This is a genomic window from Xanthomonas arboricola pv. juglandis (assembly GCF_905367715.1).
Classification (GTDB): domain Bacteria; phylum Pseudomonadota; class Gammaproteobacteria; order Xanthomonadales; family Xanthomonadaceae; genus Xanthomonas; species Xanthomonas arboricola.
Genome location: NZ_HG999362.1, coordinates 4876013 through 4892893, shown reverse-complemented (window position 1 = coordinate 4892893; position 16881 = coordinate 4876013). Strand labels below are relative to the sequence as shown.

Annotated in this window: 9 protein-coding genes, 2 tRNA genes, 3 rRNA genes and 1 other RNA gene; 12 read left to right on the top strand and 3 right to left on the bottom strand. The window is 63.6% G+C overall.

The window, feature by feature from the left end; translation table 11 throughout:
- Positions 1-12 precede the first annotated feature (12 nt).
- Positions 13-402: a YchJ family protein gene (locus KHN93_RS21055; protein ID WP_211921338.1), complete on the top strand. Its 390-nt coding sequence runs from the start codon at positions 13-15 to the stop codon at positions 400-402.
- 156 nt (positions 403-558) lie between these two features.
- On the opposite strand, the gene KHN93_RS21050 is transcribed toward KHN93_RS21055, so the two are convergent.
- Entirely contained in the window at positions 559-1317 is a 759-nt protein-coding gene (locus KHN93_RS21050; RefSeq protein ID WP_065046747.1) for an SDR family NAD(P)-dependent oxidoreductase, read from the bottom strand.
- A gap of 96 nt (positions 1318-1413) precedes the next feature.
- On the opposite strand from KHN93_RS21050, the gene KHN93_RS21045 reads away from it, so the two are divergent.
- From KHN93_RS21045 to bphP, 6 genes are all read left to right on the top strand, one after another.
- Positions 1414-2286 carry a LysR family transcriptional regulator gene (locus KHN93_RS21045; protein ID WP_211921335.1) on the top strand — a complete coding sequence of 291 codons (873 nt, stop codon included), beginning with the start codon at positions 1414-1416 and terminating at the stop codon, positions 2284-2286.
- A gap of 262 nt (positions 2287-2548) precedes the next feature.
- On the top strand, positions 2549-2755 hold the full coding sequence (locus KHN93_RS21040; protein ID WP_039518438.1) for a hypothetical protein: 207 nt from the start codon (positions 2549-2551) through the stop codon (positions 2753-2755).
- 315 nt (positions 2756-3070) lie between these two features.
- A complete protein-coding gene (locus KHN93_RS21035) occupies positions 3071-5230 on the top strand; it encodes a lytic murein transglycosylase (protein ID WP_425600162.1) in 2160 nt (719 codons plus the stop codon).
- Between the two features lie 379 nt (positions 5231-5609).
- Positions 5610-6875 (top strand): TCR/Tet family MFS transporter, encoded by a 1266-nt coding sequence (locus KHN93_RS21030; protein ID WP_104591272.1) that lies wholly within the window; start codon positions 5610-5612, stop codon positions 6873-6875.
- A gap of 99 nt (positions 6876-6974) precedes the next feature.
- Positions 6975-7568 carry a biliverdin-producing heme oxygenase gene (locus KHN93_RS21025; protein WP_211921331.1) on the top strand — a complete coding sequence of 198 codons (594 nt, stop codon included), beginning with the start codon at positions 6975-6977 and terminating at the stop codon, positions 7566-7568.
- A complete protein-coding gene (bphP, locus tag KHN93_RS21020; protein WP_211921329.1) occupies positions 7565-9466 on the top strand; it encodes a bacteriophytochrome BphP in 1902 nt (633 codons plus the stop codon). The genes KHN93_RS21025 and bphP overlap by 4 nt, the downstream gene beginning before the upstream one ends.
- Positions 9467-9505: 39 nt before the next feature.
- Here bphP and KHN93_RS21015 read toward each other — a convergent pair.
- Together KHN93_RS21015 and KHN93_RS21010 are read right to left on the bottom strand one after the other, a co-directional pair.
- A non-coding RNA gene (locus KHN93_RS21015) (sX9 sRNA) lies at positions 9506-9576 on the bottom strand.
- A 53-nt stretch (positions 9577-9629) separates the two neighbouring features.
- The gene (locus KHN93_RS21010; protein WP_104560842.1) at positions 9630-10805 is read right to left on the bottom strand and encodes a benzoate/H(+) symporter BenE family transporter; all 1176 of its coding nucleotides are present in this window, start codon (positions 10803-10805) and stop codon (positions 9630-9632) included.
- Positions 10806-11620: 815 nt separating this feature from the next.
- Here KHN93_RS21010 and KHN93_RS21005 point away from each other — a divergent pair.
- From KHN93_RS21005 to rrf, 5 genes are all read left to right on the top strand, one after another.
- Positions 11621-13167 (top strand): 16S ribosomal RNA (locus KHN93_RS21005).
- Between the two features lie 92 nt (positions 13168-13259).
- Positions 13260-13335, top strand: a tRNA-Ala gene (locus KHN93_RS21000).
- 19 nt (positions 13336-13354) lie between these two features.
- Positions 13355-13431, top strand: a tRNA-Ile gene (locus KHN93_RS20995).
- Between the two features lie 227 nt (positions 13432-13658).
- Positions 13659-16539, top strand: a 23S ribosomal RNA gene (locus KHN93_RS20990).
- 112 nt (positions 16540-16651) lie between these two features.
- Positions 16652-16766: ribosomal RNA gene (gene rrf / locus KHN93_RS20985) — 5S ribosomal RNA — on the top strand.
- The 16S, 23S and 5S rRNA genes sit together here with 2 tRNA genes alongside, the layout of an rRNA operon.
- The last annotated feature ends 115 nt before the right edge of the window (positions 16767-16881 follow it).

Genomic DNA, 16881 nt, shown 5'->3' with positions numbered 1-16881 from the left:
CACAATCGCCAGATGCCGACTTCCATACCCACCGATCCCTGTCCCTGCGGCCGCGCCGCTACCTACGCGCAGTGCTGCGGGCACTACCATGCCGGCGCCGCTGCGCCCGATGCCGAAACCCTGATGCGTGCGCGCTACAGCGCCTACGTCCGCCGCGATGTGGCGTACCTGCTCGCCAGCTGGCATCCCTCCACGCGCCCATCCGAGCTGTCGCTGGACGAGGGCGGCCGCACAACCTGGCTCGGCCTGACCGTGCAACGCGCCATCGAGACCGGTACCGACACCGCCGAGGTGGCGTTCCTGGCCCGCTACCGCATCGGCGGCGGCAGCGCGGTGCGCATGACCGAACACAGCCGCTTCGTGCGCGAAGACGGCCACTGGTATTACCTCGACGCGCGCTGAGCACGGCCCGGCACTGTCGCTGTCGGGACACCACCAGGACGCGGCAGGGTCTTAACGCTCTTCGGCACCTGCGTGCCGGCGCGGCCCTGGACGCTGCGGCCGATATCGGCCTGCCTGGCCTCCACCGGTCCTCGGTAACGTCGGTAGTCGGTCGTACTAGTGGGCGAAGGCGTGCAGGCCTCCGTCCACGGCAATCACCTCACCGGTCAGATAGCGTGCAAGTGGCGAGGCTAGATAGGCGACCAGATGAGCGATGTCGTCGGGTTCGCCGAAGTAGCCGATCGGCACATGGCGCGCGATGAAGGCCTGGCGCGCTTCCGGCGTGGGATGGAGCTTGTCCAGCACCTGTTCGGAGTTGATGCGTCCCGGTGCGATGGTATTGACCGTGATGCCCTCGGCCGCCAGCTGCGAGGCCATTCCCTTGGCCCAGAACTGCAGCGCTGCCTTCGCCGCGCCGGCGCCGTTGACCTCGCGGGGCTCCATGCTGCCGCTGAAGTTGATGATCCTGCCCCAGCGCCGGTGGCGCATGCCGGGCAGCAGGGCCTGGGTCATGCGCCGGGCACTGCCGAAGTTGAGCGCGAAGGCTTCGTCCCAGTCCGCATCGCTGGCCTCCAGCGCAAAAGGGCGTGCGCCACCGGCGGTATTGACCAGGATCTCGATCCGGCCCAGCGCCTGGCTGGCATCCCGGGCGATGCGCGTGATCTCGGTCGCGCTGGTGATGTCGCCGGGGATCACCAGCGGGCGCGGGTGACCCTGTGCCGCGATGTCGCTGGCCAGCTGTTCCAGCCTGTCGGCGCGGCGCGCGGTGATCGCCAGCTGCACCCCCTCGGCCGCCAGCACGCGGGCGATGCCGGCGCCGATTCCGGTGCTGGCGCCGGTCACCAGCGCCGTGTGTTCACGCAATTGCAGATCCATCGACAACGTCCGTCTGAGTGAGGGCCCCAGCCTGATCCGTTATCGAGCCGCGATAAACGCCGTTATCCTGCATTGATTGGCAACCAGGAGTGTTGAATGGATCTGCTGGACAGCATGCAGGTGTTCGTCCGCGTGGTGGACGGCGGCAGCCTCGCTGCGGCGGCGCAAGCGCATGGCATTTCCCCGACCATGGCGGGCAACCACCTGCGCGCCCTGGAGCAACGTCTCGGTCTGCAGTTGCTGGTGCGGACCACGCGACGGCAGCGATTGACCGCGTTTGGCGAGGCCTACTACGGGCGTTGCCGGGAGATTCTTGAGCTGGTCGCCGATACACAGGTGCAGGCCGACGGTCAGCGCCTGGAACCGGCCGGGCCGCTGCGGGTCGCCGCACCGGTGTCGTTCGGAACCTATGGGCTCACGCCGGTGCTTGGCGAGTATCTGCAGCGCCATCCCCAGGTGAGCCTGGATCTGCAGCTCAGCGATCGGGTGCAGGATCTGGTCGACGAGGGCATCGATGTAGCCGTCCGCATCGGGGCGCTGGGCGAGTCCTCGCTGGTGGCGCGCGCGCTGCAGCCTTATCGCCTGTGGTGCTGCGCGACGCCGGCCTATCTGCACCGCAACGGTACCCCGCAACGGCTTGCCGAGCTGGCCGGGCACCAATGCCTGGGGATGGATGCCAAGGCGCTCGGCCAGTGGCAGGACTACACCGGCGAGCGAATCGGCCCGCTGTCGCACGCGCAGTTGCATCTCACTAGCGGCCCGGCTCTGCACCTGGCGGCCTTGCAGGGCCTGGGCATCGTGCTGCAGCCGGCGTTCCTGCTGCGTGCCGACGTGGAAGCGGGCCGGCTGGTGCGGCTGTTTCAGGACCGGGAACTGCACCGTCCAGTAAGCGTGCTCTACCCCCAAACCCGCTGGCGCTCGGTCACGGTACGCAGCTTCGTCGATTTCCTGCTGGAGCGGTTTGCCTGAAGCCGCCGGGCGTCAGACGGACCCCGTGGCAACGCGTTGCCGGAGCCTGGCTGGTGCGGCGAGCGTGCGGGGCGATCAATGCGCCGCGTTGCTGCTGCAATCACGCGGGTTGTCTCCATCACCCGCGTGATCTAACGCGATAGACAGCACCCCGTTCGTTCCGACGAACGGCAGGCACGGCCGTGCTTTCTCGACGCCACGTTCGCAGCCGATCCCGGAAGCTTGCCGCCTCGGCGGAGCTCGCCGCGGGGCGGACACGATGATGGCAACCTTCAATCTCTGGCAGTGGGTGCTTGTGGCCATCGTGGTGTTCGCGATCGTGCTGCCGGCGTGCCTGGCCACGGCACTGATCTGGTTCGGCCCCCGCCACGACGCCCCGCGCAGGGCGCGCGCCCGACGTATGTCCGACACCAGCCCCTCCAGCCCGGCGCTGTCGCTGCTGACCGGCATCACCGGCGACGGCAGCTAGGCGCGGCGATCGACGCCGCTGGGTTGCCGCGGCGTCTTCGCCAGGCGGGCCGGACCAATGCCACTCCATCGGCGCGCAACATCACCCTCTGACTGGCGCTACATGGCCTCTGCGCCGCACTCACCCCTCTGAAAAGCGTGCGCACCGCACAGTCACCCCTGCGTGTCGCTGCCGACCAGCGCAGCGCACGATGCCGTCGCAACATCACGGCCTGCACGCCTGCAACCAGCCAGGTTGGCTATCCTCGGCGGCTCGACCTGCCGCAGGAGCGCTCCACCGCATGACCTCCGTCCACACGCCGGCGATCGCGCCGTGATGCCGACCCGGCGCGTCCTGCCTGCGCTGTTGGCGCTGGTGCCGCTGATCGCCTGCGCCGATCCGGCCTTCGACCGCTGCCTGGCCGGCCTGCAGACCCAGGCCGCCGCCAAGGGCGTGGCGGCCGCCGACTTCCAGCGCTTCACCGCCGGCCTGTCGCCCGACCCCAGCGTGTTGCCGCTGCTCGATGCCCAGCCCGAATTCACCACTCCGATCTGGGACTACCTCGCCAGCCTGGTCGACAGTCAACGCGTCGCCGACGGCCAGGCCATGCTGGCCACCCACCGCGATTTGCTTACCCGCCTGTCCGAACAGACCGGGGTCGATCCGGCCACCATCGTGGCGGTCTGGGGCGTGGAGAGCGACTACGGCCGCGTCACCGGCAAGCGCCCACTGCTGGTCTCGCTGGCCACGCTGTCGTGCGCGGGCCGCCGCCAGCCGTTCTTCCGTGGCGAATTTCTCGCCTTGCTCGGCCTGCTGCAGCAAGGCGATCTGTCGCCGAATGGCTTGACCGGCTCCTGGGCCGGCGCCTTCGGGCAGACCCAGTTCATGCCCTCGACCTATGCCCGCATCGCGGTGGATGGCGACGGCGACGGCCGACGCGACCTGGTCGCCAGCATTCCCGACGCGCTGGCCTCCACCGCCAACTATCTGGTCAAGGCCGGCTGGGAGCGCGCCCGTCCCTGGGGCATGGAAGTCCGCCTGCCCGCCGGCTTCGATGCCAGCAAGGCCGGCCGCACCCGGCGCCAACCGCTGCAGGCCTGGCAAAACGCCGGCCTGCTCGGCACCGACGGCAAGGCGCTGGCGCCGGCCGGCCTGCCCGCCGACACCCCGGCTGCCCTGCTGCTGCCGGCCGGCGCGACCGGCCCGGCATTCCTGGTGTTCCGCAACTACGACGCGATCTACGCCTACAACGCCGCCGAAAGCTACGCGCTGTCGATCGCCCTGCTCGCCGACCGCCTGCGTGGTGGCGCCGGCTTGGTCGCCGCCTGGCCCACCGACGACCCCGGCCTGGGCCGGCCCGAACGGCGCGAACTGCAGCAATTGCTGCTGGCCCGCGGCCACCTGATCGGCGAGGCCGACGGCATGATCGGCACCGCCAGCCGGCGCGCCATCCAGGTCGAGCAGACCCGCCTGGGCCTGCAGCCGGCCGACGGCCGCCCCGGCCAGCGCATCCTCACCGCCCTGCGCGCCGCCCCGCCGGTCGCCGGCGCGGCGGCCATCCGCGCCACGGCGTTCAAGCTGCCGGCCGCCTATCCCGCATTCGTCCAATCCCCCATCGTCCAGAAGGCACCCCCCATGTCCGACCTCACCGGCCTGCGCACAGGCGACTTCCACGGCTTTCCCTCGCTGTTGATCGACACCCCGTTCTCCACCGCCGCCATCAGCCTGTTCGGCGGCCAGCTGCTGTCGTTCGTGCCCAAGGGCGGGCAGGACGTGATGTGGCTGTCGCCCACCGCCAAGCAGCCGCCCACCCCGATCCGCGGCGGCGCGCCGGTGTGCTGGCCGTACTTCGGCCGCCAGGACCAGACCGGCGAGGTCCCTGCGCATGGCTTCGTGCGCACCGTGCCCTGGCAGCTCACCGAGAGCCGGCGCGAGAACGACGGCACCCTGGTGCTCACGCTAACCCCGCCCAGCTTCGACGACCTGGCGCTGCGCCTGCGCATGACCCTGCGCATTGGCCGCACCCTCGAACAAAGCCTGATCACCGAAAACACCAGCCCGGCCCCGGTGCGCTTCACCCAGGCGCTGCACAACTACTTCCGCGTCGGCGACGCGCTCAAGGTCAGCGTGCAGGGCCTGGACGGGCTGGACTACCTCGACAAGTACGAGAACTACGCCACCGCCCACCGCCAGCAGGGCGACTGGAGCCTGCGCGACCCACGCGACCCCGGCCGCAGCGACCGCATCTACACCAACGCCGGCGGCCGCTACACCCTGACCGACCCGGTGCTCGGCCGCCGCATCGTCATCGCCACCCAGGGCAGCCGCTCGCTGGTGGCCTGGAACCCGGGCCAAGAGGCAGCCGCCAAGATGGCCGACGTGGGCGAGGGCTGGCGCGATTACGTCTGCCTGGAAGCGGCCAACGCCGGCCCGGACGTCATCGAACTCGCCCCCGGTGCCAGCCACACGCTGACCCAGACCATCAGCGTCGAGTAAGCGCAAGTTGGCACCAGGATCGCCCAGATCCTGCGCTGCCTTCCAAAACAGGAAAGAAGCAGCACGGCTCCCTTCTCCCACCGGGAGAAGGGGCCCCGGCGGGGCGGACGAGGGTGCGGGCGAAGCTCGTGTCACCTCACAATTCCTGTGGCTTCGTCGGTACCCTCACCCCAACCCCCGCTACGCGCCCCGGCCCAAGCATGAGGCGCGGGCGCTCCAGGGCACGCACGCCAGTGGCGTGCAAGCCATGCCTTCTCGCCCCGCAGGAGAGGGGCTTTCAGTGAGGGGGACCTTGGGCGTATCAGGCGACAGCTCATCCCCACAACTGCGCCACCCAGTCCACCGCTACACTCGCCGCTTCGCCCCACTGCGCAGCGCGATGTCCCTCCCAGCAGATTCCGCTCCCGCCACGGGCCGGCGCCGCGCCGCGCTGATCTTCATCTTCATCACCGTGCTGATCGACGTGCTGTCGTTCGGCGTGATCATTCCGGTGCTGCCGGATCTGGTGCGCCAGTTCACCGGTGGCGACTACGCCGTCGCCGCCGGCTGGATCGGCTGGTTCGGCTTTTTGTTCGCCGCCATCCAGTTCGTCTGCTCGCCGCTGCAGGGCACCCTGTCCGACCGCTATGGCCGCCGCCCGGTGATCCTGCTTTCCTGCCTGGGCCTGGGCCTGGACTTCATCCTGATGGCGGTCGCCCATTCCCTGCCGATGCTGCTGCTGGCGCGGGTGATCTCCGGGGTGTGCTCGGCCAGCTTTTCCACCGCCAACGCCTACATCGCCGACGTCACCCCGGCCGATAAACGCGCCGGCGCGTTCGGCATGCTTGGCGCCGCGTTCGGTATTGGCTTTGTCGCCGGGCCGTTGATCGGCGGCTGGCTGGGCAGCATCGGCCTGCGCTGGCCGTTCTGGTTTGCCGCCGGGCTGGCGCTGTTGAACGTGTTGTATGGCTGGTTCGTGCTGCCCGAATCCTTGCCTGCCGAACGCCGCACGCCACGCCTGGACTGGTCGCATGCCAACCCGCTCGGTGCGCTCAAGCTGCTGCGCCGCTATCCGCAGGTGTTTGGCCTGGCCTCGGTGGTGTTTCTGGCCAACCTGGCGCACTACGTTTATCCCAGCATCTTCGTGCTGTTCGCCGGTTATCAATATCACTGGGGCCCGCGCGAGGTGAGCTGGGTGCTGGCCGGCGTCGGCGTGTGCAGCATCATCGTCAATGCGCTGCTGGTCGGCCGGCTGGTGCGCTGGCTGGGCGAACGCCATGCGCTGCTGCTGGGTCTGGGCTGCGGGGTGGTCGGTTTCGTCATCTACGGGCTGGCCGACAGCGGTACCGCGTTCCTGATCGGCGTGCCGATCAGCGCGTTCTGGGCGATCGCCGCACCGGCCGCGCAGGCCTTGATCACCCGAGAGGTGGGTGCCGATGCGCAGGGCCGCGTGCAGGGCGCGCTGACCAGCCTGGTCAGTCTGGCCGGCATCGCCGGTCCGCTGCTGTTTGCCAATGTGTTCGCCTGGTTTATCGGCACGGGCGCACCGCTGCATCTGCCCGGCGCACCCTGGTTGCTGGCGGGTTTTCTGCTTGCCGCAGGCTGGGTCATGGCCTGGCGCCGGGCGGGGCGGGGGGCCGGCATGGCTCCCGCGCCACAGGGGTGAAGCCAACCTATTCAGCTTGTGCTCGCGCCCGCTTTATCTGATTTGCGCAGTCACTGCTAGGCTGGTGTCCTCCGTGCTGCGGCACCGCCTCGACTCCCTATGTGTCCTGACACCCTGGCTGTTCCGACCTCGGCCGCGCTCGTGCTGCGCCATGCCACGCAGGACACCCACCGCCTGGTCGAAACGGTTCCGCTGATGCAGGCGCTGGGGCAGGGGCAGGTCGATCGCGCTGCCTACGCGCTGATCCTGCGCCGGCACCATGCGCTGCTGGCCGGCTTCGAAGCGCAACTGAGCGACTGGCTCAGCACCCTGATTGGCACCAGCTGGCAGTACCGCCGCCGCGTCCCGGCCCTGCGCGAGGACCTGCACACGCTCGGGCAGCCGCCGCAGGCGCCCATCGCAGCGCCTGCCGCCGGCAACGATGCCGCGCGCTGGGGCATGCTCTACGTCATCGAAGGCTCGCAACTTGGCGGGCGAATGATCGCGCGCACCTTGCGCAAGCAGCAGCCTGCGCTGGCTGATGCCTTGCGCTATTTCGAACTGGCCAACGACGATCCGGCCGGCTGGCGCCGTTTCCAGGCCGTGCTCGACCAACGCCTGGACACCTCTTCCGCGCGCGAGGCCGCCATCGACGGTGCGCAGCGCATGTTCGCCCACTTCCACACCTGTCTTGCAGCGGAGCCGCGCCCGTGAATCAGCCCACCGAACCCCTGGATATGGATGTCTGTGCGCGTGAGCCGATCCATATTCCCGGCATGATCCAGCCGTACGGCGTGCTGCTGGTGATCGAGCCGGCCGACGGCCGCATCGTGCAGGCCAGCACCACCGCCGCCGACCTGCTCGGCGTGCCGCTGGCCGAGCTGTTGGGCATGGTCTACACCCACGTGCTGGAACTGCCCGGCGAGCAGCCGTTTGCGGTGGAGGACCAGGCGCAGCACCTGCTGCATGCCGACGTGCGCTTTCCCTTGCGTGCAGCACCCACCGAGCACCCCTGGGTGGCCGCCTGGCATCTGTATCCGGAGCAGTGGCTGGTGGAAATCGAGCCGCGCGACGCACGCCTGATGGACGTCACCCTGCGCGAAGCGCTGCCACTGCTGCGCAGCATCGAGCGCGATCCCGGCATCGCCGAAGCCGCCGTGCGCGCCGCCAAGGGGCTGCGCAGCATGATCGGCTTCGATCGGGTGATGGTGTATCGCTTCGACGAAGAGTGGAATGGCGACATCATCGCCGAAGCGCGCCAGCCCGAGCTGGACGCCTATCTCGGCCTGCATTACCCGGCCACCGACATCCCGGCCCAGGCGCGCGCGCTGTACCTGCGCAACCGCGTCCGCCAGATCGCCGACGTCGGCTATCGGGCCTCGCCGATCGAACCCACCCTGCATCCGCGCCTGGGCACCCCGGTGGACCTGAGCGATGTCAGCCTGCGCAGCGTCTCGCCGGTGCATCTGGAATACCTGGCCAACATGGGCGTGACCGCCACGCTGGTGTCCTCGATTGTCGTCAACGACGCGCTGTGGGGGCTGATCGCTTGCCACCACTACAGCCCGCACTTCACCAGCCACGCCATGCGCGATGCCACCGATGCGGTGACCCGCGCGCTGGCCGGGCGCATCGGCGGATTGCAGGCGGTGGCGCGTGCGCATATGGAATCGGTGCTGCTCACCGTGCGCGAGAAGCTGATCACCGACTTCAATGACGCCGACCAGATGACCGTGGAAATGCTCGCCGACATGGCGCCCGACCTGATGGACGTGGTCGACGCCGACGGCGTGGCGATCTTCCATGGCGGCGAGATCAGCCGGCATGGCAGCACCCCGGACGCGGCCGCGCTGCGCCGCATCCGCGACCACATCGAATCCGAACACCACGATGCCCTGCGCGAAGACGCGGTCGGCGCCCTGCATGTGGATGCGATCGGCGAGGTGTTCCCCGAGCTGGCCGACCTCGCCCCGCTGGCGGCCGGTTTCATCTTCGTGCCGCTGATGCCGCAGTCGCGCAGCGCCTTGCTGTGGACCCGCCGCGAGCAGGTGCAGCAGGTCAAATGGGCCGGCAATCCGCAGCTGGCCAAGCTGCAGGACATTCCCAATTCGCGCTTGTCGCCACGCAAGAGCTTCGACCTCTGGCAGGAAACCGTGCGCGGTCGCGCGCGGCGCTGGTCGCCGCTGCACCTGGAATCGGCGCGCAGCCTGCGCGTGCTGATCGAACTGATGGAGCGCAAGCGCTTCCAGCAGGATTTCACCTTGCTCGAAGCCTCGCTCTCGCGGCTGCGCGATGGTGTGGCCATCATCGAACGCGGCACCGCAGACGCGCACCGGCTGATGTTCGTCAATCCGGCCTTCGCAGAACTCAGCCAGACCGAAGTGGCCGACCTGATCGGTTGCGACATCCTGTTCCTGCTGGCCAGCGATGCCGCCCCGTCCAAGGTGGAGCTGCTCGAAGACGCGCTGCGGCAAGGGCGCGCCGCCTATGTCACCCTGCCGCTGCGCGCGCAGGGCGGCGCGCCGGTCTACCGCCAGTTCCACCTCGAACCGCTGCCCAGCCCCAACGGCGTCACCGCCCACTGGCTGCTGCAGCTACGCGACCCCGAATAAGCGCAACCCGCAACCGAATCGCCTGCCGCGGCCAGCAGTGGCTGACAAAACGTCGCGAGCAGTCGCCAGCGGGGTGCGGACGGCGCGGAAGTACCGCAGTGTTGAGGACTCCGCGCACGGCCGCGCCCGCCTGGCGGTGCGCGCCGTCGCTTTGATCGCTGCCCTAGGCCCGCGGTCGCAACACCAGCAAGGTGATCGTCCCGGCCACCAGGCCCCAGAACGAGGCGCCGATCCCGCCCAGCGTCAGCCCCGATGCGGTCACCAGGAAGGTGATCAAGGCCGCTTCGCGCTCACTGTCCTGCTGCAAGGCGGCCGCCAGGCTGTTGCCGATCGTGCCCAGCAAGGCGATCCCGGCGATGGCCATCACCAGCTCGCGCGGGAAGGCCGCGAACACCGCCGCCACGGTCGCACCGAACACGCCGATCAGCACATAGAACACCCCGGCGCTCACCGCAGCGGTGTAACGCCGCGCCGGATCCTCGTGCGCCTCGCGACCCATGCAGATCGCCGCGGTGATGGCCGCCAGGTTCAAGGCATAGCCGCCGAACGGTGCCAGCAGCGTATTGACCACTCCGATCCAGCCGATCGTCGGCGAGATCGGCACCGCGTAGCCGGAAGCGCGGATCACCGCCACGCCCGGCACGTTCTGCGAGGCCATGGTGACCACGAACAACGGAATCGCCAGCCCGAACAACGCCGCCCACGACAACGACGGCACCACCAGCACCGGCCGGGCCAGTTCAAGCTGCACGCTCTTCCACTGCATCAACCCGCTGCCGGCCGCAATCGCCACGCCGACCAGCAAGGTCGCGATCACCGCATAGCGCGCAAACCAGCGCCGCCCGGCCAGATAGGCCGCCAGCATCGCCAGCGCCAGCCACACCTGGCTCTGCATCGCCACGAACAAGTCCAGCCCAAAGCGCAACAACACCCCGGCTAACATGCCCGAGGCCAGCGAGATCGGAATGCGCCGGATTGCCTTTTCAAATAAGCCCGAGAAGCCGGCCAGCATGCCAAGCACCGCCGCCAGCACAAACGCGCCGACCGCTTCGCGCAATGGCACCCCGGCCGCACTGCCGATCAGCATGGCCGCACCCGGCGTGGACCAGGCCGTCACCACCGGCACCCGGTAGCGCAGCGACAGGCCGATGCAGGTCACGCCCATGCCGATGCCGAGCGCCCACATCCACGAGGCGATCTGCGCCTGGTCCGCGCCCAGGTGACGCGCCGCCTCGAACACGATCACCGCAGAACTGGCAAAGCCCACCAGCACCGTGACAAAGCCCGCGGCAATCGCAGGCAGGGACAGATCGCGAAGCAGGCTGCGTAAGGGAGACATTGGGAGCTCTCTATCTAGTGCATGCATTCTCACCGAGCGCGCCGATGATCGATAGCGCAGCACCTTGCGTGGTTGGCTCTCTATCGACGCTCTTGTTGTCCTGCCTAGAAAGCACGGCGTCGCTGCGATGCGGATGCACGGTCCCCATGACCCTGATAGAGAGAGCAGGCCGGATACACCGCAAAGTGCGTGGAATCAGGTCCCGCGCATGGACGCAATGACGTGCGTGTCATGCCAGTGTCAAAAAGTGCTTGCACTTCTGCACAGTCTCGATAAACTGCGCGGCCTCGCTCAGGACGGCGGCGCTTCTCGAAGCATCGCAACAACGAACGGGGCGAATCGGAAACATCACAAGGTGTTGACGAAACGGAAAAGCCGGCTATGATGGGCGGCTCGCTACACGGAAAGACGCTACGGCGGATTGAAGTGCAGCGACGGCAACTTCCTCTTCACGAGGGGTTGACGAAGATGAAAAGCCTGCTAATATGGCCGGCTCGCTTCGCAGAAAACCTTCGGGTCGAAACGAAGCAGCGTCAACCACCTCGAAATGAGGTGTTGACGGCAAGAAAAAGTCCGCTATAATGGGCGGCTCGCTTCGACGGAAACGACGAAGCTGACGGGAACGGCGCTGAGGCCACTTCCCAATGTTCTTTGACAGTGTGCGCAGGTAATTTGTGCGGACGCCTGCAGGAAGGATGATTGTCCATCTTGCAGACGTTTAATCAAAATGCAACATATTAATTGCTTTGCAAGCGATAAGTTGCCAGTGGTTGAACTTCTGCAGCTAAAGTAATTTGCCTTCGGGCATGTAATTTTAAGTGAAGAGTTTGATCCTGGCTCAGAGTGAACGCTGGCGGCAGGCCTAACACATGCAAGTCGAACGGCAGCACAGTAAGAGCTTGCTCTTATGGGTGGCGAGTGGCGGACGGGTGAGGAATACATCGGAATCTACTCTTTCGTGGGGGATAACGTAGGGAAACTTACGCTAATACCGCATACGACCTACGGGTGAAAGCGGAGGACCTTCGGGCTTCGCGCGATTGAATGAGCCGATGTCGGATTAGCTAGTTGGCGGGGTAAAGGCCCACCAAGGCGACGATCCGTAGCTGGTCTGAGAGGATGATCAGCCACACTGGAACTGAGACACGGTCCAGACTCCTACGGGAGGCAGCAGTGGGGAATATTGGACAATGGGCGCAAGCCTGATCCAGCCATGCCGCGTGGGTGAAGAAGGCCTTCGGGTTGTAAAGCCCTTTTGTTGGGAAAGAAAAGCAGTCGGTTAATACCCGATTGTTCTGACGGTACCCAAAGAATAAGCACCGGCTAACTTCGTGCCAGCAGCCGCGGTAATACGAAGGGTGCAAGCGTTACTCGGAATTACTGGGCGTAAAGCGTGCGTAGGTGGTGGTTTAAGTCTGTTGTGAAAGCCCTGGGCTCAACCTGGGAATTGCAGTGGATACTGGGTCACTAGAGTGTGGTAGAGGGTAGCGGAATTCCCGGTGTAGCAGTGAAATGCGTAGAGATCGGGAGGAACATCCGTGGCGAAGGCGGCTACCTGGACCAACACTGACACTGAGGCACGAAAGCGTGGGGAGCAAACAGGATTAGATACCCTGGTAGTCCACGCCCTAAACGATGCGAACTGGATGTTGGGTGCAATTTGGCACGCAGTATCGAAGCTAACGCGTTAAGTTCGCCGCCTGGGGAGTACGGTCGCAAGACTGAAACTCAAAGGAATTGACGGGGGCCCGCACAAGCGGTGGAGTATGTGGTTTAATTCGATGCAACGCGAAGAACCTTACCTGGTCTTGACATCCACGGAACTTTCCAGAGATGGATTGGTGCCTTCGGGAACCGTGAGACAGGTGCTGCATGGCTGTCGTCAGCTCGTGTCGTGAGATGTTGGGTTAAGTCCCGCAACGAGCGCAACCCTTGTCCTTAGTTGCCAGCACGTAATGGTGGGAACTCTAAGGAGACCGCCGGTGACAAACCGGAGGAAGGTGGGGATGACGTCAAGTCATCATGGCCCTTACGACCAGGGCTACACACGTACTACAATGGTAGGGACAGAGGGCTGCAAACCCGCGAGGGTAAGCCAATCCCAGAAACCCTATCTCAGTCCGGATTGGAGTCTGCAACTCGACTCCATGAAGTCGGAATCGCTAGTAATCGCAGATCAGCATTGCTGCGGTGAATACGTTCCCGGGCCTTGTACACACCGCCCGTCACACCATGGGAGTTTGTTGCACCAGAAGCAGGTAGCTTAACCTTCGGGAGGGCGCTTGCCACGGTGTGGCCGATGACTGGGGTGAAGTCGTAACAAGGTAGCCGTATCGGAAGGTGCGGCTGGATCACCTCCTTTTGAGCATGACGTCATCGTCTTGCGGGCGTCCTCACAAATTACCTGCATTCAGAGATTCATACCGGCACAGGTCGGTATGCGAAGTCCCTTTTGGGGCCTTAGCTCAGCTGGGAGAGCACCTGCTTTGCAAGCAGGGGGTCGTCGGTTCGATCCCGACAGGCTCCACCATATTGAGTGAAAAGACTTCGGGTCTGTAGCTCAGGTGGTTAGAGCGCACCCCTGATAAGGGTGAGGTCGGTAGTTCGAGTCTACCCAGACCCACCACTCTGAATGTAGTGCACACTTAAGAATTTATATGGATCAGCGTTGAGGCTGATACATGTTCTTTTATAACTTGTGACGTAGCGAGCGTTTGAGATATCTATCTAAACGTGTCGTTGAGGCTAAGGCGGGGACTTCGAGTCCCTAAATAATTGAGTCGTATGTTCGCGTTGGTGGCTTTGTACCCCACACAACACGACATGTAACTCCGAGGCAACTTGGGGTTATATGGTCAAGCGAATAAGCGCACACGGTGGATGCCTAGGCGGTCAGAGGCGATGAAGGACGTGGTAGCCTGCGAAAAGTGTCGGGGAGCTGGCAACAAGCTTTGATCCGGCAATGTCCGAATGGGGAAACCCACTGCTTCGGCAGTATCCTGCAGTGAATTCATAGCTGCTGGAAGCGAACCCGGTGAACTGAAATATCTAAGTAACCGGAGGAAAAGAAATCAACCGAGATTCCCTAAGTAGTGACGAGCGAACGGGGAGCAGCCCTTAAGCTGGAATGGCTTTAGAAAAACAATCTGGAAAGATTGGCCATAGAAGGTGATAGCCCTGTATTTAAAAGGGCCACTCCAGTGAAGACGAGTAGGGCGGGGCACGTGAAACCCTGTCTGAATATGGGGGGACCATCCTCCAAGGCTAAATACTCCTGACCGACCGATAGTGAACCAGTACCGTGAGGGAAAGGCGAAAAGAACCCCGGAGAGGGGAGTGAAATAGATCCTGAAACCGTGTGCGTACAAGCAGTAGGAGCTCGCAAGAGTGACTGCGTACCTTTTGTATAATGGGTCAGCGACTTACTGTTCGTGGCAAGCTTAACCGTATAGGGGAGGCGAAGGGAAACCGAGTCTGATAAGGGCGCATAGTCGCGGGCAGTAGACCCGAAACCGGGTGATCTAGTCATGGCCAGGGTGAAGGTGCCGTAACAGGTACTGGAGGCCCGAACCCACGTCTGTTGCAAAAGACGGGGATGAGCTGTGATTAGGAGTGAAAAGCTAATCGAACCCGGAGATAGCTGGTTCTCCTCGAAAGCTATTTAGGTAGCGCCTCGGACGAATACTACTGGGGGTAGAGCACTGTTATGGCTAGGGGGTCATCGCGACTTACCAAACCATTGCAAACTCCGAATACCAGTACGTACTATCCGGGAGACACACGGCGGGTGCTAACGTCCGTCGTGAAAAGGGAAACAACCCAGACCCACAGCTAAGGTCCCAAATTCACTGCTAAGTGGAAAACGATGTGGAAAGGCATAGACAGCCAGGAGGTTGGCTTAGAAGCAGCCACCCTTTAAAGAAAGCGTAATAGCTCACTGGTCGAGTCGGTCTGCGCGGAAGATTTAACGGGGCTAAGCAGTGAACCGAAGCTTGGGGTGCATAAAACTTGTTTTATGCGCGGTAGAGGAGCGTTCCGTAAGCCTGCGAAGGTGGATTGAGAAGTCTGCTGGAGGTATCGGAAGTGCGAATGCTGACATGAGTAACGATAATGCGGGTGAAAAGCCCGCACGCCGAAAGCCCAAGGTTTCCTTGCGCAACGTTAATCGACGCAGGGTTAGTCGGTCCCTAAGGCGAGGGCGAAAGCCGTAGTCGATGGGAAGCAGGTTAATATTCCTGCACCTCGCGTGAGTGCGATGGAGGGACGGAGAAGGTTAGGTGTACCGGGCGTTGGTTGTCCCGGGGAAAGGCGGTAGGTTTGGATCTTTGGCAAATCCGGGATCCTTTAAGACCGAGCACCGAGACGAGCCTTTATGGCGAAGTCACTGATACCACGCTTCCAGGAAAAGCTCCTAAGCTTCAGCTCACGAAGACCGTACCGTAAACCGACACAGGTGGGTAGGATGAGAATTCTCAGGCGCTTGAGAGAACTCGGGTGAAGGAACTAGGCAACATGGCACCGTAACTTCGGGAGAAGGTGCACCCTTTTTGGTGGCTCATGCGAGCTATAGCTGAAGAGGGTCGCAGAAACCAGGCCGCTGCGACTGTTTATCAAAAACACAGCACTCTGCAAACACGAAAGTGGACGTATAGGGTGTGACGCCTGCCCGGTGCTGGAAGGTTAATTGATGGGGTCAGCCGCAAGGCGAAGCTCTTGATCGAAGCCCCAGTAAACGGCGGCCGTAACTATAACGGTCCTAAGGTAGCGAAATTCCTTGTCGGGTAAGTTCCGACCTGCACGAATGGCGTAACGACAGCGGCGCTGTCTCCACCCGAGACTCAGTGAAATTGAAATCGCTGTGAAGATGCAGCGTTCCCGTGGCAAGACGGAAAGACCCCGTGAACCTTTACTATAGCTTTACACTGAACGTTGAGTTCGTCTGTGTAGGATAGGTGGGAGGCTATGAAACTGTGGCGCTAGCTGCAGTGGAGCCATCCTTGAAATACCACCCTGTCGTGCTTGACGTTCTAACCTAGATCCGTTATCCGGATCAGGGACCGTGTATGGTGGGTAGTTTGACTGGGGCGGTCTCCTCCTAAAGAGTAACGGAGGAGCACGAAGGTACGCTCAGCGCGGTCGGACATCGCGCACTGTGTGCAAAGGCATAAGCGTGCTTGACTGCAAGATCGACGGATCAAGCAGGTACGAAAGTAGGTCTTAGTGATCCGGTGGTTCTGTATGGAAGGGCCATCGCTCAACGGATAAAAGGTACTCCGGGGATAACAGGCTGATACCGCCCAAGAGTTCATATCGACGGCGGTGTTTGGCACCTCGATGTCGGCTCATCACATCCTGGGGCTGTAGTCGGTCCCAAGGGTATGGCTGTTCGCCATTTAAAGTGGTACGCGAGCTGGGTTCAGAACGTCGTGAGACAGTTCGGTCCCTATCTGCCATGGGCGTTGGAAGTTTGAGAGGGGCTGCTCCTAGTACGAGAGGACCGGAGTGGACGAACCTCTGGTGTTCCGGTTGTCACGCCAGTGGCATTGCCGGGTAGCTATGTTCGGAAGCGATAACCGCTGAAAGCATCTAAGCGGGAAGCGCGCCTCAAGATGAGACTTCCCGGGGCACAAGCCCCCTAAAGGAACCATATAGACTATGTGGTTGATAGGTCAGGTGTGTAAGTACAGCAATGTATTGAGCTAACTGATACTAATGATCCGTGCGGCTTGACCATATAACCTCAAGTTGCCTTGGTCCCAACGAACGTTGGTAGATCACCAAACGCAAGCTACGTCACAAGTTACCTATGCGAGACGAGCGCTATCAAGCGCTGCTCCAACCGTCTCCCTGGTGAAATTAGCGCTGTGGAACCACCCGATCCCATCCCGAACTCGGAAGTGAAACGCAGCTGCGCCGATGGTAGTGTGGCTCAAGCCATGCGAGAGTAGGTCATCGCCAGGGGCTTTACCCGAAACCCTCAGTCCAATAGGACTGAGGGTTTCTTTTTGTGCGAAATTTAGCTGCGAAAAGCCAAAGCCAAAGCCAAAGCCAAAGCCAAAGCCAAAGCCAGAGCTAA